Genomic DNA, 22,608 nt, shown 5'->3' on the forward strand with positions numbered 1-22,608 from the left:
GCCAACTCCACGATGTTACAGGGGTTTTGTGAATGCGGTTAAAGCTGTATTTAAGCACTCTGCTGTTTTTGGTTTTATTAAGTGTTTCGGCTAATGCACAAGATACGTTTGTCTACACCGACGCCGTGGCTGATCAAAACCTTCATGATGTCGGTGAAGTGTTTACGGCAAATGATAATATGTTTCCGCAATCGGTGGCTGCGATTGATGCTTGGCGAGCCAGCAAAAAAACACAATCTCGAATAAGCTCTGTCGGCGGTAGCTATTGGTTAATTGTTGAAATTGAAAATCTAAGTGATATCGAAGATTTAGTTCTCTACCCGTATAACACCCTGGTTTCGAAAATAGAAAGCCGCATTTACGATATAACAGATCCAACGGCCCCTATACAGCACTTTGTAACTGGCGGGGTCGAGCCAAATCAATTTGCTTTTCACTATGGTAATCGCTTATCTCTTGAAAAAGGTAAGCGCTACACACTAATCACTTATTTTGAGAGTGACTACTTTTATACTCCCGCAAAGCTGGTATTAACGCCTTATCAAGATTATTTTCAGAACATAACCGTCGAAAATATGATCATGATGCTGTGCTTTGGGGTGGGCATTGCACTTGGTTTATATAATTTATTAATTTACTTGGTTTCCCGAGATGTTACACACCTGTATTACGCATTATTTACAGCATCCTGGGTGTTTGCTTGGAGCCATTTTTTCCATATTTCTGATCAGCTGTTTGGTTACTATAATCCCCATCTTCACTGGCTCGGCTTTGCCCTCACACCATTAACCAATATTCTGTTTTACAACAACTTACTTAAACTCAAAGAAACATTTCCGAAACTGGCGCAATTATCACTGACGGTGGGTGTAATCGCCACTTTGGGTATTCCGTTTTGTATTTTATGGCCAAGCTTTGGTTTTTATTGGTCAACGTTAGTAACGGGTGTTGCTTTATGTTTAGGCTTATACATAGGTATTCGCTGTATGCTCATTGGCTTTAAGCCTGCACGCTATTTTGTGCTGGCTTACATTGCCATGATGCTACCAAATATGGTGGGTAATTTAACTAATTTAGGCTTGCTGCCAGCTACCTCCATTAATTTATATTTATTGGGGTTGATAGGCACAGCCATGGACGCCATGTTGCTGGCGTTTGCTGTGGCCGATAAGTTTAGGTTGCTTCACGATGACAACGTAGAGCTCAACAAAAATCTAGAAGAAAAAGTACATTTAAGAACCTTGGAGCTTGAAGAGCTTGCCTCTGAGCTTCGCGATGCGAATGAAGCTAAAAGCCGCTTTTTAGCGAATATCAGTCATGAGATTCGCACCCCAATGACATCAATTATTGGCTATGCAGATGGCATTATGCTCGGGGACATTAAGCCTCATGAGCGCAACCATGGGATTGGCGTTATATTGCAAAATAGCCGCCATGTCCTTGGATTAATAAACGATATACTCGATATGTCGAAGATTGAAGCCAACAAGCTAGAAATAGATTTAGTCGAAACAGACTTGTTTGCCACGATTGCCAATATTGAGTCAGTTATTGGCAAGCAAATCCGTGATAAGGGCTTAAAGTTCAGTGTTGATTATCAGTTCCCATTGCCAGACTACCTAATTACCGATCCGAGTCGTTTAAGGCAGATCTTACTAAACTTAACAACCAACGCCCTTAAGTTCACTCAAGTGGGGCGTATAACCTTAACGGTGAGCTGTCATAACGATAAGTTGTCGATAAGCGTAAAAGACACCGGTATTGGCATGACAGACAAAGAGCAACAAGCCCTGTTTAGTGCCTTTTATCAAGCGGATTCAAGTATTTCTAGGCAATATGGTGGCACGGGTCTTGGCCTTAATATTTCAAAGAGCCTTGCGCAGAAATTGGATGGGGATATCAGCGTTAAAAGTAATGTCGGCTCTGGCAGTGAGTTTATTTTCACCATGTCGATTTATACTACAGATAATACACGCTGGCTTAATGATATGAGCGAAGTGAAGCTCGTTGAAACTTCACCGTTTAGTAAGCTTGATGCTCCAGAGAAATTAAAGGGCAGGGTATTGCTCGCCGAAGATCATCCAGACAACCGACGTTTAATTGCGCGAATATTAGAGCGTATGGGACTAACAGTGACCACCGTTGAAAATGGTAAAGACGCAGTGCAAGCAACCCTCGAAGACAGCTTTGACCTTATTTTACTGGATATTCAAATGCCGATTATGGACGGTCAAGAAGCATTAAAAATGATGCAAGCAACGGGAGTGAGTGCGCCAATCATTGCACTGACAGCGAATACCATGAAGCATGAAATTGCCCGTTATATGAAGCAAGGCTTCAATGATTTAATCGCCAAACCAATTGATAGAAACGCGTTTAGCCATAAAATTGCCAGTTACTTAGATTGCGATGAGTTAGCCGATATCAAGTTACCTGAAAAAGAGTTTCAGGCGCTTAAAGATGACTACATAAAAGGTCTTGAAGAACAGTATCGAGAAATGCGCGAGCAATACAAACATATGGACATTGATGGCTTAAGCAGAAATGTTCATATGCTTAAGGGCGCTGCGAACATGTTCGAATGTGAAACGCTTTATGTTAAGGCGGTTGCCGTTGATGCTGCGCTTAAAAAAGATACCGTCACGCTCGATACGCAACTTATTGCATCCTTATTTTGTGCCATGCAAGACGAGATAACCAAGGTAACGCATTGATTGCTTGAATAGCGGCTATTTCTTTGTAAGCACAGACAAATTAGCTATTTCTTGATATTAATATTATTAAAACACCTTGCTGGGAAGGCATGATGCAGTATCAACATATTTCAGTACCCTCGAATGGCGCGCAAATTACTATCGATAGTAAGGGTCAATGGCATATTCCTGATAACCCGGTTATTGCTTACATTGAAGGCGATGGTGTTGGTCAAGATATCAGCCCGGTGATGCGTGATATTGTTGATGCTGCAGTGAAACAGGCTTATCAAGGTGATAAACAAATACACTGGATGGAAGTGTTCAATGGCGAAAAAGCAGCTGCGCTTTACGATGGCGACTGGTTCCCGCAAGAAACCCTACATGCCGTTAGACAGTATAAAATTGCCATAAAAGGGCCGCTAACAACCCCCCTCGGCGGTGGTTTTCGCTCTTTAAATGTGGCCCTTCGTCATGAGATGGATTTATTCGTTAACATGCGGCCCATTCGCAGTTATCCGCATTTACCATCTCCTTTAAAAGAGCCTGAAAAAACCCAAATCACAGTAATACGCGACAGCTCCGAAGACGTTTACTCGGGCATTGAGTGGCAGGCTGGCAGTATTGACAACGAACGTATGCTTGATTTTCTGTGCCAAGAAATGGGGGTCACCCGACTTCGTTTTGATAACCAATGTGGCATTGGCATAAAAAATAGCTCGAAAGAGGCAGCAGAGCGACTAATGCGTTACGCCCTAAACTTTGCCCTCAAAGAGCACAGTGAATCACTGACTGTGGTGCACAAAGGCAATGTACTTAAATTTACCGATGGCGCGTTTAAACGCTGGGCATTTGCACTTGCTGAGCAAGAGTTTAACGCTGTAGCGCATGAAAATGGTCGTTGGTTAGTGATCAAACGAGACGATCAAGATGATTTAATCATCAAAGAAGTGATTGCCGATAACATGCTACAACAAGCGCTGCTCACCCCAGAGCAATTCGATGTAGTGGTGACAACAAATCAAAACGGTGATTACTTGGCTGATATGCTTACAGCGCAGGTGGGTGGGGTAGGTATTATGCCTGCAGCAAATTTAAATAATGAAGTGGCCTTTTTCGAACCGACTCATGGCACATTTAATCGCATTGCCGGAGAAGACAGTGCAAATCCAACAAGCAGTATTTTAAGTGCGGTCATGATGCTACGTTTTATGGGCTGGCACGAAGCGGCGAATAATATAGAAAAAGCCCTAGAGCAGACGCTTAGCGCAAGTGAAATGACGTTTGATTTGGCTAACCTAGTAGCCGATGCGACGATGCTTAGTTGCAGTGATTTTGCAACAAGCATCATCGCGCGAATAAGTAACTCAAATAATGAACCATATTAAGCGGCATTGGCGCTTTTAACTGCGTAGACACATGGTTTACCTGTTAACTGTGCTGCACGTTGGTAAATGTGCTCTGCACCAGGTTCGTTGCTTGTCATGCCTGTTAATGTATCCATTAACGCAACCACTAAAATAGCTGGTACTTGGCAGCAGTATTCATCTAGCACTGCGGTTGTTGTTTGTGCATCAACATGACAGTGCGGGTGAGTACGTACTGTGCTATACGCTTTTAACAGTGTCTCTGCTTGTAAAACATCATCATCTTGATGTTTGGTTTTACGGCATTGGCAACCAAACTCATCAACCATTGTTGCCAGTGTTTGGTAAATCTCATCGCAGGCTAAATCGCTTTTTTTACAAAGCTGCTGCTCGATGAATGAGTGTAATTGACCATTGATGTAAAGGCCGTCCTGTTGAGTGAATTGCGCTGAAGTTTCCATAATCATTTTCTCTTTGTTTATGTGCTTAACTTCACTCTAGCCCTTCACTCATTATTAATGAAATTGTTGTTTTCAATAACTGATATTGATTTTATCAATATTATACTGTTTTTAACGATCAGCCACGGTACTGGCAAAGGCAAGTAGCTCTCTACGCAGCCACTGATGCGGGTTTGCGTGATGTAGCAAAGGGCTCCATAACATTTTTACTTCAATAGGCACGATTTGAAATGGCACTGGACTTATTACCAAATCAGTGTGTTTTGCTAATAACATAGCTTGGCGACGGGGCAATGTGGCAATAAGTTGAGGTGATTGGCAAAGTAGGCTCGCCACCATGTAATGGCGGGTGAATACGCGAATATTGCGGGTTTGTTCTAGTTGCCATAATGCCTCATCGACCCAGCCGAGTTTTTGGCTGCCTGATTTATTTGTTACTGCAGCTTCTACGCCCCAACCAGCCCGATTCACCCAAATGTGTTCTTGTGCAAGGTAGCCTTCGAGGTTTTGCTGTTGTAAGTAAGAGTTGTCTGGGTGTGTTAAGCAGCAGTAATTGTCGCGCCACACACTTGCCTGGTGGAATGAGCGGGGCAGGCCGTTAAAGCGATTAATGGCAAGGTCGATGGTGCCTTTTTCCATATCTTGAAGGTTAACATCGCTTGGGCTCAAAATATCAAAATTAAGCCCCGGATTTTTTGCTAGCTGCTGGGTGATAAACGGCGCAATAAGGGTTGATTCAAGATAGTCGTTTGCCATGATCCGAAACGTAATATTCGCGGTGCTCGGGTCGAATACCTCACTTGGCTGAGTAATTTCCTCAGCCATTTTTAACAGTGATTCTATTTCAGGTTTAAGGCTGAGCGCTTTTGCCGTTGGCGTCATTGTGCCAGCGGCTCTCACTAATAATGGATCATCAAACAAATCTCGCAAACGCTTAAGGGCGTTACTCATTGCAGGTTGAGTCAAAGCTAGTTTATTGGCGGCTTTAGACACACTTTGTTCGTCAATGAGGACATTTAAATACACCAATAGGTTGAGGTCGACGTGCCTAATATTCATTTGATCAATCTTATTTATTATCTTTATTAATTACCTAAATTAAAGCGCGCTTGCTATTGTGTGTAAACAAGGCGACTAAAATAATCAGCATAAGCGATAAAAATAATGCCACAGCAAAGTTCACATTTGGCTGTTAAATCACACAGCGAACAGTTAAATCAGGTCGTAGCGACTAAGCTTGCCCGTGCGGTGTATGCTGGCTTTGAGGCTATGTTTGCAGAGTTTTTAAATATTACCCTAGGTGCACAAAGTCGTTTTGAACAGCGCCAGTGGCATCAAGTTCAAGGGGCTATGAAATCGCGATTGCAAGTTTACGAAGGGCAAGTCAAAAAGGTAAGCCAAGCGGTAAAAATTATTGCTTATAGCGAAGTAGACGACCCAGCGCTTTGGTTATTAGCCAAAAAAATATACGCAGAAATGGTGCAAAGCCATGAAAACCAGCCCATTGCTCATACGTTTTTTAACTCAACCTTCGGTGCAATTTGGGACTCACGAAAAATTCGCAATGTGCACTTGTTTGTACTAAAAGCACGATATCAACTGGGGCCAAGACCCTTTGATTCACTGGTAAGCCGTATTTCCCTGCAAAATGGCTTTGAAAGTGCGATTAGTGGCTTGATAAAGCGCCATGTGTTTCGGTCACAATACGCTGATTTTACTAATGATGTTGCCATGTTACAGCGCACCTTGATTGCTGGAGCGAAACAGCAGTGCCCACAAGTTTATGAGCTGCTTGCACTCAACGACGGTTATATTGAATACGCTAATTCATTGTTTTTCAGAAATAAGGCGTGTTACATCATAGGCCGCTGTATTGCTAAAAATGGCGATAACATGCCATTTGCGATTGCGCTATTAAACAGTGAAAAAGGTCTTCACATTGATGCTGTGATGATGGGAGCTGATCAACTCAGCTTGTTGTTTGGCTTTGCGCGTACTTATTTTATGGTCGACACTGACCAACCCGCCCGATATGTTGATTACCTCAGTGTTTTAATGCCTCATAAGCAACGTTTTGAGCTGTTTAATGCCATAGGCTTTATCAAACACGCGAAAACCGAGTTTTATCGTTATAAAGTTGATACCACCCGTAATAGCCCCGTTGACGATAAATACACACTTGCGCCGGGTACGCCGGGCATGGTGATGCTGGTATTTACCACCCCAGGCTCAGATTATGTGTATAAGGTAATAAAGGATAAATTTAGTGCGCCAAAAACGGCCACCAAACAACAAGTAATGGCTAAGTACGACTTTGTTAAACAAGCCGACCGAGTAGGACGGCTAGTTGATACCCACGAATTTCGTTATTTAGCGTTTGATTTAAGCCGATTTAGTGATGAGCTTATACAAACAATGCAGCAGCAAATTGGCGATAGCTTAGTGATCTCGGGGAATGCACTTATTTTGCGCCATGTTTATGTAGAGCGAAAAATGACGCCGCTTAATTTATACATCAACGACTGTGATGAGCGAAAACTGCAGCAAGTAATGGTTGATTACGGTAAAGCGATAAAAGAGCTTGCGGGGGCTAATATTTTCCCCGGTGATATGCTGATGAAAAACTTTGGTGTAACTCGTTGGGGAAGAGTGGTGTTCTACGATTACGATGAAATTTGCCCGATGACAGAGTGTCAATTTAGAGAACTGCCAAAAACCGATGACTCATTGGATGAACTCAGTAGCGAAAGCTACTTTGATATTGCCGAAAACGACGTATTTCCGAGCCAGTTTAAAGTATTTTTTAGCGCTAATAAGCGAGCGTTTGATCACTTCAATGCTGCACATCAAGATATTTTCACTGCCACGATGTGGCAGCAATTACAAACTGCCATAAACGATGGGCAATTGCTTGATGTTTATCCTTATAAGCAGTCTTGGCGCTTTTCGTCGATGAGAGCTCAAATGAAAAAATCTCAACCTATAACTGTTTAATAGGAACATAGTGTTAGCGTATGCTATTGAAAAAATTGCTAAGGAACGCACTATGAAAAACACACTGTTATTATCGAGTTTATTTATTTCGTCTATGGTAAGCGCCAATCCGTTATTAGGTAGCTGGCAATTTGTTGAAGGCAAATATGCAACCAATGACGGCTATGTGACGGCAAAAGCGCCAGAAATTACCTCTGTTAAACTGATTACACCCAGTCATTTTAGCTATATCACCCAAAAGCAAGGCAACTTTCATTATGCTAGTGGCGGCAAATATGTTTTGCAAGACCAGCAATTTATCGAAACTTTTTCCTATGGTAATGTACCTTCACTACTTGGTAAGACCATGTCATTTGATTACAAAATAGAAGGTGACTTGTGGCACCACACCTTGTATGAAAATGGCAAATTAGTCGAAGCTGAGATCTGGCAACGAATTAAATAGAAGGTGATATGCGTTATATTAAGCACGAAGACTCAGAGTTACATTTTGCGCAAACAGATAAACCAGCCCTAAAAGATAACGAAGTTCTTATTGCTGTTGCAGCAATCGGCGTTAATCGGGCAGATTGTTTACAGCGACAGGGCAAATATCCTGCGCCCAAAGGTGACAGTGAAATTCTAGGGTTAGAATGCGCCGGTACCATTGTTGAGCAAGGCAGTGCAGTATCGGGAGATTGGCTTAATAAACGCGTTTTTGCCTTGTGTGCGGGCGGTGCTTACAGCGAGTATGTTGCCGTTGATGCTGCGCAAGTGATGCCGTTACCAGATGAAATGACAATGGCAGAGGGCGCTGCTATCAGTGAAGTATACTTAACGGCTTTCTCTGCCTTATTTCAATTTGGTCAGCTCAAAGCGGGGCAAACGGCACTGATCCATGCGGGAGCTAGTGGTGTCGGAGGGGCGGCAATTCAAATGGCAAAACGCGCGGGTGCTCAAGTAGTGATAACCGCAGGCAGCGATGAAAAGTGTGAGCATGCCAAACAGCTTGGTGCAGACCACACCATTAATTATAAAACCACCGACTTTGTAGAGTATTTCAAAGCCAATAATTTACAGGCAAATACCATTGTTGATCCTGTCTCAGGAAGCTATTTAAATAAAAATGCTGCCGTTGCAGCAATGGATTGCCAAATTGTAATGTTAGCGTTTTTAGATGCCCGCTTTGCTGAGGTTGACTTTGCAAGGCTGCTTAGCAAACGTATTTCCTTTCATGCATCAACCTTGCGTAACCGTTCAATTGAATTTAAACGTGATTTAAAAGAGCAGTTTATTTTGCGTTTTTATGATGACTTGGCCAACGGCCTGTTCGATTGCAATATCTATAAAACCTTAAATTGGCAAGAGGCAAATGAGGCGCACCGCATTTTAGATAACAACGAAAACTCGGGAAAAGTGGTGATGTTAGTTGAATAACATCAATTTGCCCATATTATTGGTTTTATTAGTAGTTAAAAGTAAAGGTTAATATGAACCCTATTATTGCAATGCTCAAAGAGCACAATGTAAGTGACGAGAGAGTGCGTGAGCTGTTTCAAGCGTTTATGGAAAACCCAATGATGGCAATGGGTCTGGTCCAACAGTTAGGTATCCCACCAGAAAAGCTTCAACAATTGATGGCATTAGTGATGACGCAGCCACACCTTATTAAAGAAGCGGCTGAATCAGTGGGTATCAGTGATGATGAAGTTGAGCAAGCCAAAGCGCAGTTTAAAAATCAGCAGTCATAAAATTAAATGATACGAATGTAAAAAAGGTTAGCTATTTGGCTAACCTTTTTTGTTGGTATTATTGATACGAAAACACGTCGTCTAGTTTTTTATCAAACAGTTGAGCAATCTTAAAAGCCACCTCAAGAGAGGGGGAATATTTACCTTTTTCAATCGCTACTATAGTTTGCCTTGAAACACCAACAGCCTCTGCTAATGCTTGCTGAGTCATTTCATTGTGATGAAATCGAAGTTCCCGAATAGTATTACTGAGCTGTTTTGTCATTTAGCTGTCTCTTCGATATAAATATGCTTTGCTGGCAATAGTAATAATTTCACTCACTAAAAAACCAATAATAAGAAAGTGCATAATATTATATAGATCAGAGACCTCAGGTAACAGCATACGTCCAGACACACGCTCAATTTGCGTTGTTAAAAATACACACATTAAGATAATTGCAGAGCAAAACCAATGACCAAGTTTGGTGCTTTTTAGCTCGATGAGCTTATCGCGCTCATCATCTCCTAAGTCTGCTTCTTTGTGTTTAATACCCGCAAGCACAGATTGCATAATGATCTCTAGGATCACCGCTACTACAACAACCTTATACAAATAAGACACCATGGTCTCTTGGCTTAGAGCCCCCGCGGCTTGTAGTGAATTAATACCTAACAGGTAATAGCTTAAAAGGCCTATGGTTACCACCAAGGTGCCCCAAATTGTCATTTCTTTGTAGCTCATTTTTTCACCCTATGTAAAAAATATTTGACTTGGTGTTAAGTAAACTACTCATTGCTTGCTGTGTCAAATATTTTTAACATCATGTATGGTATTTTTATCATTGACGTATTTCGTTACATTTAGTTAAGAACTAATTTGTACCGCACAGGCTCTTATGAAAACAAACAACAAATAAGGAACGAATATGAACTGGCTTTTGAAAGTATGGAAAAATAACCGCTCTTTGATTTTATTTATCTGCTTGATGAGTGTTTTTAGAAGTGCGGTGGCTGATTGGTATGAAGTGCCAACAGGTTCAATGAACCCGACCATCGTTGAAGGGGATCGAATTTTAACGGATAAAATGGCTTATGATCTGCGTGTGCCATTTAGTCATATTTCGCTAATGCGCACAGATGAGCCAAAAGCCGGTGATATCATTGTATTTGACTCTAAAGCTGCAAATAATCGCTTAATAAAGCGTGTCGTTGGCGTGCCTGGCGATACAGTGACATTAGTAGATAATAGATTGATCATTAACGGTAAAGCACTTGATTACGCATTAACTGATGATAAGCAAGAGCAGCAGATACTCATTGAAAACCTTGCCGGTGTTCAGCACGCTATTCAGGTATCAAAAACGCCCTCGGTGATGCAGCATTTTGCACCTGTCGTTATTCCCAAAGATATGTATCTAGCGATGGGCGATAACCGTGATAATAGTGCAGACTCACGAGTGATTGGGCTAGTGCCTCGCAGTGAGTTATTAGGTAAAGCTAAAAGAGTCATAGTGTCACTTGATTATGATGATTATTACTTACCTCGAAAAGAGCGACTCTTGCATGATTTGTACTTAGCACCCTAGATAAAAATCGTACAAAAATTGGCAATTTATAATTTTGTGTTTCAATATTAACGACATAAAAATAATAAGCCAAAAGGTAAAGTATGATAAATGATAAGTTTACTAGATTAATTCGATATTATTTGTTACTCGTCTTTTTGATTAGCCTAGTTGCATGTGGTTCGAGCTCAAAAAACGAATCTACAAAAGTTGATGACACTAACAGCTCAACACCAGATACAGGTGCTCAGCTTGTCGATAACAGTGGCAGTGCTGACTATCATATTATTATTTATGGCAATAGCCATAGCGCTAGATTAGGGGATTTGCTTGAACAGCTTATTTCCAGTGAGTTAACCAACGCTCAAGTTTCAACTCTTACCGTCAGTGGTCGCTTTTTAGATGAAATAGTGAACACATCGGGCAATGTTGAAAAGCTACAGCAAGCCAATTGGAGCCATGCTATTTTTCAAGGTCAAAAGTATTCTCAGTCTGGCTCTGTTAATTATTCTACAAGTGAGACTGAGCGATTAATTGCCAGTGCAAAAGAGCTGGAAATTACACCTATTTTGTTTCCAGAGCATCCACAGCAAGGTGACAGCAAAGAAGGAGAGCTTGTCTATCAATTGCATTTGTCGATTAGTGAAAAAGAGGCAAGCTGTGTAGCACCAATCGGCTTAGTTTGGGACAAAGCAATCGCCGCATTACCGGAGCTTAATTTTTACAGTGCAGATGGAAATCATGCTTCAGATGCAGGGCACTTACTGACCGCGATGACTTTTTATGAAGTTATAACAGGTGAGCTTGCAGATACCCTAGCTTACAATGCTGCTTTTGCGATTACCGAACAACAACACCAGCAGTTTGGGCAAATAATTACTCAAGTACTGACTGAGTATCCTGCATGCCCAAGCTCATAAGCTAACAACATTAATCTAAAGCATTCATTAAATACAAAAAAACCGTTGTGTCTGAAACACAACGGTTCTTTATATTAACTAGCAATTGTGTAATTACATTACACGCATGCCAGGCTCTGAGCCTTCATCTGGATTAAGAATATAAATTTCTTTACCGCCAGGGCCTGCAGCTAATACCATGCCTTCAGACATACCGAAACGCATCTTACGAGGCTTAAGGTTCGCTACCATTACCGTTAGCTTGCCTTCAATGTCTTCTGGTGCATACGCAGATTTAATGCCTGCGAATACTTGGCGCGTTTCGCCACCTAAATCTAAAGTTAGTTTTAATAACTTATCTGCGCCTTCAACGTGTTCTGCTTTAGCAATTTTTGCTACGCGTAAATCAACTTTCGCAAAATCATCAAATTCGATTTCTGGGCTGATAGGTTCTTTTGCTAGTGGGCTGTTTGGATCAATCTTGTCTTTTTCAGCAACTAGACTTTCTTTTGACTCTTCAATCATTTTGTTTACTTTATCCATTTCAACACGTTGCATTAACGGTTTGAACTTATTAATTGCGTGACCAACAAGCGCTTTTTGCGCGCCTTGCCATGTTAAACCGTCGTTTAAGAAGGCTTCAACGTTTGCAGCCATACCTGGAAGAACAGGTTTTAAGTAGGTGATAAGTACACGGAACATATTTAAACCAAGTGAGCATACATCGTGTGCTTCTTGTTGTTTTGTTTCGTCTTTAATCAATACCCAAGGTGCCTTAGCGTCGATGAATTGGTTTGCTTTATCAGCAAGGGCCATGATTTCACGAATTGCACGGCTGTAATCACGGTTTTCATAGTGGTTTGCGATGCTTGCAGCAGCTGCTTGGAACTCACCTAATAGCGCTTCGTCCATTACGGTGTCGCTAAGCTTGCCGTCAAACTTCTTGGTGATGAAGCTTGCACAACGACTTGCGATATTAACCACTTTACCTACTAAGTCTGAGTTTACACGTAGTGCAAAGTCTTCAAGGTTTAAATCAAGGTCAGTGATGCCGTTGTTTAGTTTTGCTGCGTAGTAATAACGAAGATATTCAGGATCTAGGTTATCAAGGTAAGTACGTGCCTTAACAAAAGTGCCTTTTGATTTAGACATCTTCGCGCCATTCACAGTTACAAAACCGTGGGCAAATACATTTGTTGGCTTTCTGAATTTTGCGCCATCTAACATTGCAGGCCAGAATAAGCTGTGGAAATAGATGATATCTTTACCAATGAAGTGGTAAAGCTCTGCATCTGAGTCTTCGCTCCAGAATGCATCAAAATCAATCCCTTTTTTATCACACAGGTTTTTAAAGCTTGCCATGTAGCCGATTGGTGCATCGAGCCACACGTAGAAATATTTACCCGGTGCACCAGGGATTTCAAAACCAAAGTAAGGTGCGTCACGGCTGATATCCCACTGCTGTAGGCCATCTGCAAACCATTCATCAAGCTTGTTCGCCATTTCTTGTTGAATCGTACCTGAGTGTAACCACTCTTTAAGCATGTCTTCAAAAGCAGGTAGGTCGAAGAAGTAATGCTCAGAATCTTTTAAGATTGGCTCAGCACCCGACATAACAGAGCGTGGGTTGATAAGCTCAGTTGGGCTGTAAGTTGCACCGCAAGAATCACAGCTGTCACCGTTTTGATCTTCAGACTTACACGTTGGGCAAGTACCTGTTACAAAGCGATCTGGTAAGAAGATACCTTTCTCTGGGTCGAAAAGTTGAGAAATAGTGTGCTTTTTAATGTGACCCGCTTCATTTAAACGGTTGTAGATTAGCTCGCTGAAATAGCGGTTTTCTTCACTGTGCGTGCTGTGATAGTTATCAAACTCAATATTGAAATCAGCAAAGTCACGTTGACGTTCAACACTCACGTTTTTAACCATCTCTTCTGGCGTGATCCCTTGCTTTTGCGCATTAAGCATAATTGGTGTGCCGTGAGCATCATCCGCGCAAACGTAGTAGGTTTCATGACCTTGTTGTTTTTGGAAACGCGCCCAAATATCAGTTTGGATATATTCTAGTAAATGACCTAAGTGAGTCGGGCCATTGGCATAAGGTAATGCGCTAGTAATCAGGATCTTTCGCTGTGCCATAATCATTCCGAATTGAGATTAGTTCGATGCAAATATGCTCGAATATCATTATTTAATTCATTGTGAGTTGCTTATATACAACCTAAAGCAATGATATTATCTAATTGTCTGGTTTTAATGCCATGAATGTTACATAATTCCGCAGCACTTTTCATCAAAGAAACGCTAATTTATTGCTATGTTTGGACTGTCAAAACTATTCTCAAGTAAATCGGCTGAAAAAGCACCTATCATTGCTGCCTTAGCCGCCTACCGTAGTAGCGCATTTGTCATTGGCATTGAGCAAGACTGGCTCGAAGAGCTTAATCAAAACAGCGATAAAAGCTGGCAGGTAAAACTTAGCCTACCTTTTGCTGGCTGTGGCGAAATCAACGAGATTGAAAAATTTGTCGCTGATAAACTATCAGTGCCTGTGTCAATTAGCGCTAAAGTGAAATTACCTAGCACATATAGTTTTAAGCAAATTAAACATATTGTGCTCGTTGCATCAGGTAAGGGCGGCGTCGGAAAATCAACTACGGCGGTGAATCTTGCCTCAGCTTTAGAGCAAGAGGGTGCCCAAGTGGGTATTCTCGATGCCGATATTTATGGCCCGTCTATTCCGCTGCTTCTTGGCCTACAAGGTGCTGAGCCGAAAGCAGCCGATGATAAAAACTTACTTCCTTTTGAAGCGCACAACCTCAAAGCGCAGTCGATCGGCTTTTTAGTACCTAGCGATGATGCAACCGTTTGGCGCGGACCAATGGCATCGGGAGCGCTTAATCAGTTAATGAACGAAACCGCCTGGGGTGAGCTTGATTACCTAATTGTTGATATGCCTCCAGGCACCGGTGACATTCAATTAACCATGAGCCAAAAAGTACCAGCAAGTGGCGCTGTGATCATTACCACGCCTCAAGATTTGGCCTTAGCCGATGCACAAAAGGGCATTGCTATGTTCAATAAAGTGAACGTGCCTGTGCTTGGTTTAATTGAAAACATGAGTTATTTCTTGTGTGGACATTGTGGTGAGCCCAATCATGTATTTGGTAAAGATGGCGCTGTGACATTAGCGCATCGTCATGGCGTGCCTGTGCTTGCTAATATTCCGCTGGCTATTGAAATTCGCGAAAGCTCAGAGCAGGGCGACTTAATTGCCAAAGACAACGCGGCTCAAATAAGTGAAACATACAAAACCGCTGCCCGTGTGCTTGCTAGTAGCTTGTATTACCAACAGGCGCAGTCAAGTTCTGTTGAAATCATCATTACCGAAGACTGATCGCAGCAAATATTTTTACAGCGAGACTTTTTCAATTAATAAAGTTGTTATTAGTGAATTTGTCTTGCTGTGAGGGTACTTCCTCATTTTTTGTTCACGTATTGCCTTGTTAATCACTTAGACTAAAAACAATTTCGCAGTAAATGTTAATATTTTATTGACGTTTTAGTAACCGTGTCATACTCTAATGAAAGCGCTTACATTAAAAGGGCTTTTTATTTGACCTCCAATGTAAGCGCTTACAATTGACTGATTAAAACTATACTCTATATATATCAGTTGAGTACTAACAAACACATAATGTTAGGGTTCAATGCAATGAACAAATTCAAAACACACTTAACACAACTAGCAATGGCGCTTTCTGTAGCGACTTTAGCTGGCTGCGGTGGCTCTGCCACAGATACAAAAATAGACACTGTCGATCCAACTGAACCAGTTTCAGATTGGGTGATGGTTTGGGAAGATAACTTTGACGGCGATGCCATTGATGACAACAAATGGAATTTCGAAATAGACTGTGCGGGTGGCGGTAATAACGAAAAACAATGTTATACCGACAGTGAAGAAAACGCTTTCGTTGCAGACGGTATTCTTAATATTGTTGCATTACCTGCAGAAGAGGGTGCAGCAAAACCATATACATCTGCACGTATCAATACTCGCTATAAAGCTGATTTTAAATATGGTCGCTTTGAAGTACGCGCAAAGCTACCTAGTGGGCAAGGCTCTTGGCCTGCGTTTTGGATGATGCCAACCGACGAAGTATACGGTGAATGGCCTCGTTCTGGTGAAATCGACATTGTTGAGTCGGTGAACCTAAAAGTCGAAAATGATGATGGTCTAGAGTCAAATATCTACGGCACATTACATTATGGTCAAGCATGGCCAAATAATGATAGTAGTGGCAAAGCCTATACCTTCGCGCAAGATTCTAATCCTGCTGATGATTTCCATACTTATGCTATTGAATGGCAAGAGGGTGAAATTCGTTGGTACGTAGATGACTATTTATATGCAACACAGCGCCAATCAGAATTACTTTATAACGCTGACGGTGAGGCACTGGCTCTTAAACATAAGGGTTGGTACACAGAGTACTTTGATCAAACAACTGGTGAGTTAACAACTTTCTGGGATGCAGCGCCATATAACCAAGAGTTTTATTTAATCTTAAACTTTGCTGTTGGCGGTGATTGGCCTGAAAATGTTAATGCCCTTGGTATTGATGCAACTGCATTCGAAAATGGTCAAACTTTTGAAGTTGACTATGTACGTGTTTATGAATGTGCTCAAGACCCAGACACAGGTAAAGGCTGTGAAACAGTTCGCCCAGGTTATGACAATTTAGAAGATGCACTTGTGCAAGGCGCAGCTCCTGCTCCAACACCACCAAGTGATGGCACTGTAACACCGCTTACTATCTTTGATAGCAGCTTTAACCCTAACTGGCCTGCATGGGACTGTTGTGGTGGCACAACGCCAGGGTTAGTTGAAGATGCAGACCGTGGTAATGTAGTTGAATTTAGTGTGGGTGCAGAGCCTACAGTAAATGGCTTTATTAGCCGTGATGCCTTTATTACCGATGAAAACGGTGAAGCGTCACCTTATGATGCAAGTGCAATGTTAGAAGACGGCTATGTAACTTTTGATATGCAAGTGACTTCGCTGCCCGCTACACCAGATGCACCTTGGTTATTTAAAATCGAAAGTGATGAAGGCGCGACAGCCGTTGAGCTCAACCTAAGTGATAGTACTGAAGGTGTTAGCCCAGTTGCTGGTGAATGGCAAACATATACCTTCCCACTGCAAACATTAGCTGACGCAGGTTTAAATGTATCGCTAATTGATGTAATCATGATTTTCCCTGCATGGGGTCAAGGTGAGGGTGCTGTTTACCGTGTTGATAATGTTGAAATTACCAATGGCGGCACAACAACATTACCTTCATTAACTTTATTCACTGATGAAACTAATCTTGATTGGCCGCTATGGGATTGTTGTGGTGGTTCAACACCTGTTGAAGTAGTCGACGACGAAGAACATGGTGTTACTGCAGAGTTCTCTATTGGTGCAACTCCTACGGTAATGGGCTTTATTAACCGTACTTCATCAGGTGGTAGTGGTACGCAGTTTGATGCATCAGCATTGGTTGATGATGGCATGCTGCAGTTTGAGATGAAGATCACCTCTTTATCATCAACACCAGATGCGCCTTGGCTATTAAAAGTTGAGTCTAATGAAGGTGCAACAGCAGTAGAAGTTAACCTTAACACAAGCTCAGAAGGTGTTGACCCTGTTGCTGGTGAATGGCAAACATACACGTTCCCAATCAGTACTTTATTAAACGCAGGTTTAGATGTAAGTGCTATTGATGTAATCATGATTTTCCCTGCATGGGGTCAAGGTGAAGGTGCAGTTTACCGTGTCGACAATGCTCGCATTTATGCACCAGAGCAAGAATCGGCAGCATCAGAGCTGACGCTGTTTGCTGAAAACGTGGCAGATCAGTGGAGCATTTGGGATTGTTGTGCTGGTAGCACGCCAACAGTCGAAACTGACGATGAAACTCATGGCTCTGTGGCAGAATTTCAAATTGGTTCTACCGCTACGGTAATGGGCTTTTTAGCTGATGATGGCGTGAGCTTTGATGCATCGCACTTATTATCTGAAGGTGTGGTTCGTTTTGAAATGAAGATAGTTTCAAACGCCAGCGACCAAGATGCTCAGTGGTTATTCAAGATTGAATCAAACGATGCAGGTCAAGCTGTGGAGCTTGCATTAAGTGCAAGTCAAGAAGGTGTCGAGCCGGTGGTTGGTGAGTGGCAAACGTATACTTATACACTTGCTGACTTACTAAGTGCAGGTCTTGATATTAGTGCAATCGACGTTGTTATGGTGTTCCCGTCATGGGGGATGGGTGAAGGTGCGGTTTACCGTATTGATAATGCAGTTATTGCAAACCCGTAATTAACATTGGCAACAAGTGATGGGTGCTGATTACAGCACCCAGTATCCATGACAACATATTGCAAAAGCAGGTATATCATGAAAAGCACAAAATTTATTAAAACACCTCTTGCAGCGTCAGTTGCGATGATTTTAACCGCAGGGCTAGGCACTATGTCTGCCTATGCACAGGATGAGCAAGAGAAAGCTGATAACGATATTGAAGTTATCGAAATTAAAGGTATTCGTGGCAGTATGATTCGCGCCATGGATATGAAACGTGATGCAACAGGTGTTGTAGATGCGATTTCAGCAGAAGAGATGGGTAAGTTCCCAGATACTAACTTAGCTGAATCATTACAGCGTATTACCGGTGTATCAGTGAGTCGTTCAAACGGCGAAGGTAGTGAAATTACGGTACGTGGTTTTGGCCCTGAGTTTAACCTAGTAATGCTGAATGGCCGTCAAATGCCAGGCACGGGTTATACTCGTTCTTATGCCCTTGAGAATATTGCCGCTGATGGTGTAAGTGCACTTGAAGTTGCAAAATCAGGTCAAGCTGATGTACCAAGTGGTGGTCTAGGCGCTACTGTAAATATTATTACAACTCGCCCATTAAATAGCCCAGGCGAAAAGTTTAGCTCGTCTATTAAAGCTATTCATGACTCGTCAAATGAAGCGGGTGATGATGTAACGCCAGAGTTTTCAGCGATGTACAGCAATACCTATGCTGATGATACATTTGGTTTTGCGGCATCATTCTCTCATCAAGAACGTGATTTTCAACAGCAAAGTGCCAATATTCAAGGTTGGCAAGCAAATGTTGATTTACCAACCCTTGATGAAGGTGACTACATTGACCCACGTGCAGTCGATAGCGAAGGCAACCGTGTCGGTAATCATTTCTTCCCGAAAGACATGAACTACAGTATTGCTGATGTTGAACGTGAGCGTACTAATGGCCAAGTAACTTTGCAGTACTCGCCAATTGAAAGCTTTACTGCAACGGTTGATTACACAGCAAGTCGTGCAATCACCGGTGTTGAAACTGCAGGTTGGGGTATTTGGAATGAGTTTGGCAGTAACATCAATAGTTATGAGCTTGATGAAAATGGTACAGCGCTTTATGCCGATATAAGTGGTAATGATGGTTCATTTACAGCAAGCCGCGCCACTACAGAAGTTAAAGCACGTTCAATTGGTTTAAACCTAGAATGGCAAATCAATGACCAGTGGGAAGTTGAGTTCGATTATCATGATTCAAAAAACGAAACAGATAACGGCGCAGATGATGGCTTAGGTTCTGATGGTCAAATTATTCTTGGCTCTGACCAGTTACAGAGCAAAGTATATGACTATCGCACTGGTGAGGTTCCACATGCCTACGTTAATTGGAACAATGGCTCAACAGTGCTAGATCCAAGTGAGATAGATTCGAACTTCAGTCAGTTTATTTACTCGCCAGGTGAGTCTAATGTTGAGCAAGCTCAGCTTCATGCAACCTGGTTCAATGAAAGCTTTGAAATTCCACTTGTTAAAGTAAAATTCGGTGCAGCAAATACTAAACAAACTATGGGTGGTTTTACTGCTTGGAGTGGCCTGCGTGGCGGCCCTGGTTTTAATCCATCATTCACCGAAATTTTCCCTGATGGTATGTTCACTTATAATGATACTGGCGACATGCTAGATCAGTTTGCTGGTGGTGGTAGTGCCCTTGAACCAAATTACTATTACACCTATAGCTTTGAAGAAGCGTTAGCCCGTCAACTTGCTTATTTAAACGAAGATTTATTAGGCGATAATCAATATTCAATTGACCCATTCTTTGATGGTATCGACAGTGAAAGCTACGTAGAAGAAAAAACACAAAGCTTCTATGTGAATAGCTTGTGGGAATTTGAATTGTCTGATTACTTTGTTCAAATCAACGCAGGTCTTCGTTATGAAGAAACAGATGTGACCAGTACGGTTCGTCAACGTGTTGAAAGCCAAGTTAACTGGGTGAGTGCATCTGAGTGGATCATGCAGTACGAAACTGGCGGTACAGATAACTTTTACCAAGAAGAAGGTAACTACGATATCTGGTTACCAAATATCGACGTAAAAGTTGAAATTACAGACGAGCTTGTTGGTCGTGTTTCGTGGGGTAAAACCATGGCACGTGCGCCGCTGGGTAATTTGGCTGGTGGCCGAAGCTTGACGGGTAGCCCGAAACCAGGTTCGCGTACAGGTAGCCAAGGCAATACTAATCTGTTGCCATTTGAATCAACTAACCTCGATTTATCACTTGAGTACTACTACGGTGAAGGTAGCTACGCGTCGGTTGGTTACTTCAAAAAAGACGTAGATAACTTTATTCAAACGCAAATCACTGAAACAACCATTGAAGGTTTATACGATATCTTAAATGGTCCTCGTTACCTTGAAGCTGTTGCATCTGTAGAAGCACGTGGCGAGCAGGCAACGAGTGACGCTGTGTTCAATGAAATGCTGGCATTAGGTTATGGTAATGCGGATGGTGCCATTGAGCCAACGAGTTCAGATCCACTGATGGTATGGAACATTTCTCAGCCACAAAATACTGATAGCAAATCAGTTGATGGCTTTGAACTTGCTGTTCAACACTTATTTGGTGAAAGTGGCTTTGGTTTAGGGGTTAATGCTACGTTTGTTGATGGTGATGTTGAATTTGATGTAGCAAGTTTGACTCAACAAGCTCCTTTATCTGGCTTAAGTGATTCAGCTAACTTCCAAGCTTTTTACGATAAAGACGGCTTATCAGTAAAAGTAACCTACGCATGGCGTGACTCTTACTTAATTGGTGTTGGTCAAGCGCAAGGCTCGTCTGATGCTCCGCCACAGTTTGGCGATACCTACGGTCAATGGGACTTAAGTGTTAACTACGACATCAACGAAAACATGACTGTTTTCTTTGAAGGTATAAACCTTAATAACGAAACTGAGCGTGGCTACGGTCGTTACGAAGAGCAGTTCTTATTTGCTCGTCAATACGGACCTCGTTACACAATTGGTGCCCGTTATAGCTTTTAATATGTGATCCCGATGGAACAAAAGCCGCTCAATGAGCGGCTTTTTTTATTTTAATCTGATAATTAAGACGTTTTTAAAGAGGCTTCTTGCGATAAAGTAAATAGCCTAAAAAATAGCAAAAAATAGCAATACCAGGATTAATTAATAAATTAGGCATGAACACAATATCGGTTTCACCAAAACAGTAGAAGTAAAAGGCAATAGTGAGTAATGAAGGTAGCGGGAAAAAGAAAGTTTCGTTAGCAACTAAGCCCACTACCGACCAGCTAGTTAATAGTAGTGAACCGACAAAAACGAGAAAGCCATGCCATAAATCGTGCTTTTTAGCATAGTGTTTGGCTATTAAAATTGCGACAACGCATGCTGGCAATGTTATTACGGATAAAATAACGTAATCCATAACAACTTATCCTCATTTTCCTTGTAATCGCGTAATTAAAACAAAACCCAGTACTTTAGATAAATCAGAAAACACTGATCTTATTAGCTGAGATGGCTTATCTTATTTTGTTGAGAATTATTCGCGCAACACGCTGTTGATTTGTGTAATATATGTCACACTATATCCACCCCATTTGGCTTTACTGATACACACTCGACTTTTGTTGTGTTTCAACTAGAGCTTAGCGTGTTTTTTCAGCTTAAAATCATATGTTTAAGTTGTATTAGGTAGAATAATAAATGAGATTATCAGATACCCATATTCAGCAGTTTATTGACGAAGGCCGCATTGTTATTGAGCCAACACCGAGCAAAGAAATGATTTCAGGTGTGACGGTGGACTTGCGTTTGGGCAACAAGTTTAGAGTTTTCCAAGATCATACCGCAGCCTATGTTGACTTAAGTGGTCCAAAAGATCAGCTTAACAAGGCGATGGAATCAATCATGAGTGATGAGATTGTGCTTGCTGAAGAAGAAGCATTTTTCCTCCACCCAGGTGAACTGGCACTGGCTATCACCCATGAAAAAGTTACATTACCAGCAGATATTGTTGGTTGGTTAGACGGTCGCTCATCTTTAGCACGTCTTGGTTTGATGGTTCATGTAACAGCACATCGTATTGATCCAGGCTGGTCGGGTAATATCGTGTTAGAGTTTTACAATTCAGGTAAATTGCCATTAGCTTTACGCCCAATGATGAAAATTGGTGCTATGAGCTTTGAAACCATGACAAGCCCTGCAGAAAACCCATACAACGTTCGTAAAGACGCAAAATATAAAGATCAAAATTCGGCGGTTGCAAGTCGTATCAGTGATGATAATAAATAATTAGAGTTTGTGTGGCTTTCGGGCCACATAACATTTTGTTACTGAACTTTTTACCTAATTAAAGCCTGCATAATTGGCAATTTAAGCGTATTCCTCCCATACTTTTAGCTGGTGTTTAAAGCACGGAGCTAAAATGCACTTTATTGGCAAGCAAGTCCAACGGGTTATAAAAAAATTGCTCGTATTTCTCTGTTGTGTGTTGTTACACAGCGTAAGTACTTTTGCTGCCAGTGATAGTGCGTCAGTTTGGC

The 22,608-nt window shown here is 41.8% G+C and carries 18 protein-coding genes; 12 read left to right on the forward strand and 6 right to left on the reverse strand.

The window, feature by feature from the left end; genetic code table 11:
- The first annotated feature begins 32 nt into the window (after positions 1–32).
- Positions 33–2,714, forward strand: coding sequence for a 7TM diverse intracellular signaling domain-containing protein (locus PASHI_RS07500; protein ID WP_062565136.1), 2,682 nt, complete (start codon positions 33–35; stop codon positions 2,712–2,714).
- A gap of 92 nt (positions 2,715–2,806) precedes the next feature.
- Complete coding sequence (icd, locus tag PASHI_RS07505; protein ID WP_062565137.1) at positions 2,807–4,081, forward strand: NADP-dependent isocitrate dehydrogenase; 1,275 nt, start codon at positions 2,807–2,809, stop codon at positions 4,079–4,081.
- Here icd and PASHI_RS07510 read toward each other — a convergent pair.
- Together PASHI_RS07510 and PASHI_RS07515 are read right to left on the reverse strand one after the other, a co-directional pair.
- Complete coding sequence (locus PASHI_RS07510) at positions 4,078–4,521, reverse strand: hypothetical protein (protein ID WP_054561244.1); 444 nt, start codon at positions 4,519–4,521, stop codon at positions 4,078–4,080. The genes icd and PASHI_RS07510 overlap by 4 nt on opposite strands.
- Before the next feature lie 111 nt (positions 4,522–4,632).
- Positions 4,633–5,580: a LysR family transcriptional regulator gene (locus PASHI_RS07515; protein ID WP_054561245.1), complete on the reverse strand. Its 948-nt coding sequence runs from the start codon at positions 5,578–5,580 to the stop codon at positions 4,633–4,635.
- A gap of 105 nt (positions 5,581–5,685) precedes the next feature.
- Between PASHI_RS07515 and aceK the strand changes: the two genes are divergently transcribed.
- Genes aceK through PASHI_RS07535 form a run of 4 tightly spaced genes read left to right on the forward strand, consistent with a single transcriptional unit; the run spans position 5,686 to position 9,245 of the window.
- The gene (gene aceK / locus PASHI_RS07520) at positions 5,686–7,515 is read left to right on the forward strand and encodes a bifunctional isocitrate dehydrogenase kinase/phosphatase (RefSeq protein ID WP_062565138.1); all 1,830 of its coding nucleotides are present in this window, start codon (positions 5,686–5,688) and stop codon (positions 7,513–7,515) included.
- Positions 7,516–7,567: 52 nt separating this feature from the next.
- Positions 7,568–7,960 carry a hypothetical protein gene (locus PASHI_RS07525; RefSeq protein WP_062565367.1) on the forward strand — a complete coding sequence of 131 codons (393 nt, stop codon included), beginning with the start codon at positions 7,568–7,570 and terminating at the stop codon, positions 7,958–7,960.
- Positions 7,961–7,968: 8 nt separating this feature from the next.
- Positions 7,969–8,931, forward strand: coding sequence for a zinc-binding dehydrogenase (locus PASHI_RS07530; protein WP_062565139.1), 963 nt, complete (start codon positions 7,969–7,971; stop codon positions 8,929–8,931).
- A gap of 53 nt (positions 8,932–8,984) precedes the next feature.
- Positions 8,985–9,245, forward strand: a complete 261-nt coding sequence (locus PASHI_RS07535) for a DUF2999 family protein (RefSeq protein WP_062565140.1) — start codon at positions 8,985–8,987, stop codon at positions 9,243–9,245.
- Between the two features lie 58 nt (positions 9,246–9,303).
- Here the strand turns inward: PASHI_RS07535 and PASHI_RS07540 are convergent, their stop codons facing one another.
- Both PASHI_RS07540 and PASHI_RS07545 read right to left on the reverse strand, forming a co-directional pair.
- Positions 9,304–9,510, reverse strand: coding sequence for a helix-turn-helix transcriptional regulator (locus tag PASHI_RS07540; protein ID WP_054552938.1), 207 nt, complete (start codon positions 9,508–9,510; stop codon positions 9,304–9,306).
- Positions 9,511–9,969, reverse strand: coding sequence for a hypothetical protein (locus PASHI_RS07545; RefSeq protein WP_062565141.1), 459 nt, complete (start codon positions 9,967–9,969; stop codon positions 9,511–9,513).
- A 184-nt stretch (positions 9,970–10,153) separates the two neighbouring features.
- Here PASHI_RS07545 and lepB point away from each other — a divergent pair, with 184 nt between their 5' ends.
- Both lepB and PASHI_RS07555 read left to right on the forward strand, forming a co-directional pair.
- On the forward strand, positions 10,154–10,813 hold the full coding sequence (gene lepB, locus PASHI_RS07550; protein WP_062565142.1) for a signal peptidase I: 660 nt from the start codon (positions 10,154–10,156) through the stop codon (positions 10,811–10,813).
- An 83-nt stretch (positions 10,814–10,896) separates the two neighbouring features.
- Entirely contained in the window at positions 10,897–11,712 is an 816-nt protein-coding gene (locus PASHI_RS07555) for a hypothetical protein (RefSeq protein WP_062565143.1), read from the forward strand.
- Between the two features lie 93 nt (positions 11,713–11,805).
- Here PASHI_RS07555 and metG read toward each other — a convergent pair whose 3' ends face one another.
- Entirely contained in the window at positions 11,806–13,830 is a 2,025-nt protein-coding gene (gene metG / locus PASHI_RS07560) for a methionine--tRNA ligase (protein WP_062565144.1), read from the reverse strand.
- 178 nt (positions 13,831–14,008) lie between these two features.
- Here metG and apbC point away from each other — a divergent pair, with 178 nt between their 5' ends.
- The 3 genes from apbC to PASHI_RS07575 all read left to right on the forward strand — a co-directional run bounded on the left by apbC (position 14,009) and on the right by PASHI_RS07575 (position 21,088).
- A complete protein-coding gene (apbC, locus tag PASHI_RS07565; RefSeq protein ID WP_062565145.1) occupies positions 14,009–15,088 on the forward strand; it encodes an iron-sulfur cluster carrier protein ApbC in 1,080 nt (359 codons plus the stop codon).
- 318 nt (positions 15,089–15,406) lie between these two features.
- Positions 15,407–18,058 carry a glycoside hydrolase family 16 protein gene (locus tag PASHI_RS07570; RefSeq protein WP_062565368.1) on the forward strand — a complete coding sequence of 884 codons (2,652 nt, stop codon included), beginning with the start codon at positions 15,407–15,409 and terminating at the stop codon, positions 18,056–18,058.
- Positions 18,059–18,136: 78 nt separating this feature from the next.
- Positions 18,137–21,088 carry a TonB-dependent receptor gene (locus tag PASHI_RS07575; protein WP_062565146.1) on the forward strand — a complete coding sequence of 984 codons (2,952 nt, stop codon included), beginning with the start codon at positions 18,137–18,139 and terminating at the stop codon, positions 21,086–21,088.
- A 73-nt stretch (positions 21,089–21,161) separates the two neighbouring features.
- Here the strand turns inward: PASHI_RS07575 and PASHI_RS07580 are convergent, their stop codons facing one another.
- Positions 21,162–21,488 carry a hypothetical protein gene (locus PASHI_RS07580; RefSeq protein WP_062565147.1) on the reverse strand — a complete coding sequence of 109 codons (327 nt, stop codon included), beginning with the start codon at positions 21,486–21,488 and terminating at the stop codon, positions 21,162–21,164.
- A gap of 281 nt (positions 21,489–21,769) precedes the next feature.
- On the opposite strand from PASHI_RS07580, the gene dcd reads away from it, so the two are divergent.
- A complete protein-coding gene (gene dcd, locus PASHI_RS07585) occupies positions 21,770–22,357 on the forward strand; it encodes a dCTP deaminase (RefSeq protein WP_062565148.1) in 588 nt (195 codons plus the stop codon).
- Positions 22,358–22,608: the final 251 nt, after the last annotated feature.

Origin of the sequence: Pseudoalteromonas shioyasakiensis (genome assembly GCF_001550135.1) — a bacterium.
Taxonomy (GTDB): domain Bacteria; phylum Pseudomonadota; class Gammaproteobacteria; order Enterobacterales; family Alteromonadaceae; genus Pseudoalteromonas; species Pseudoalteromonas shioyasakiensis.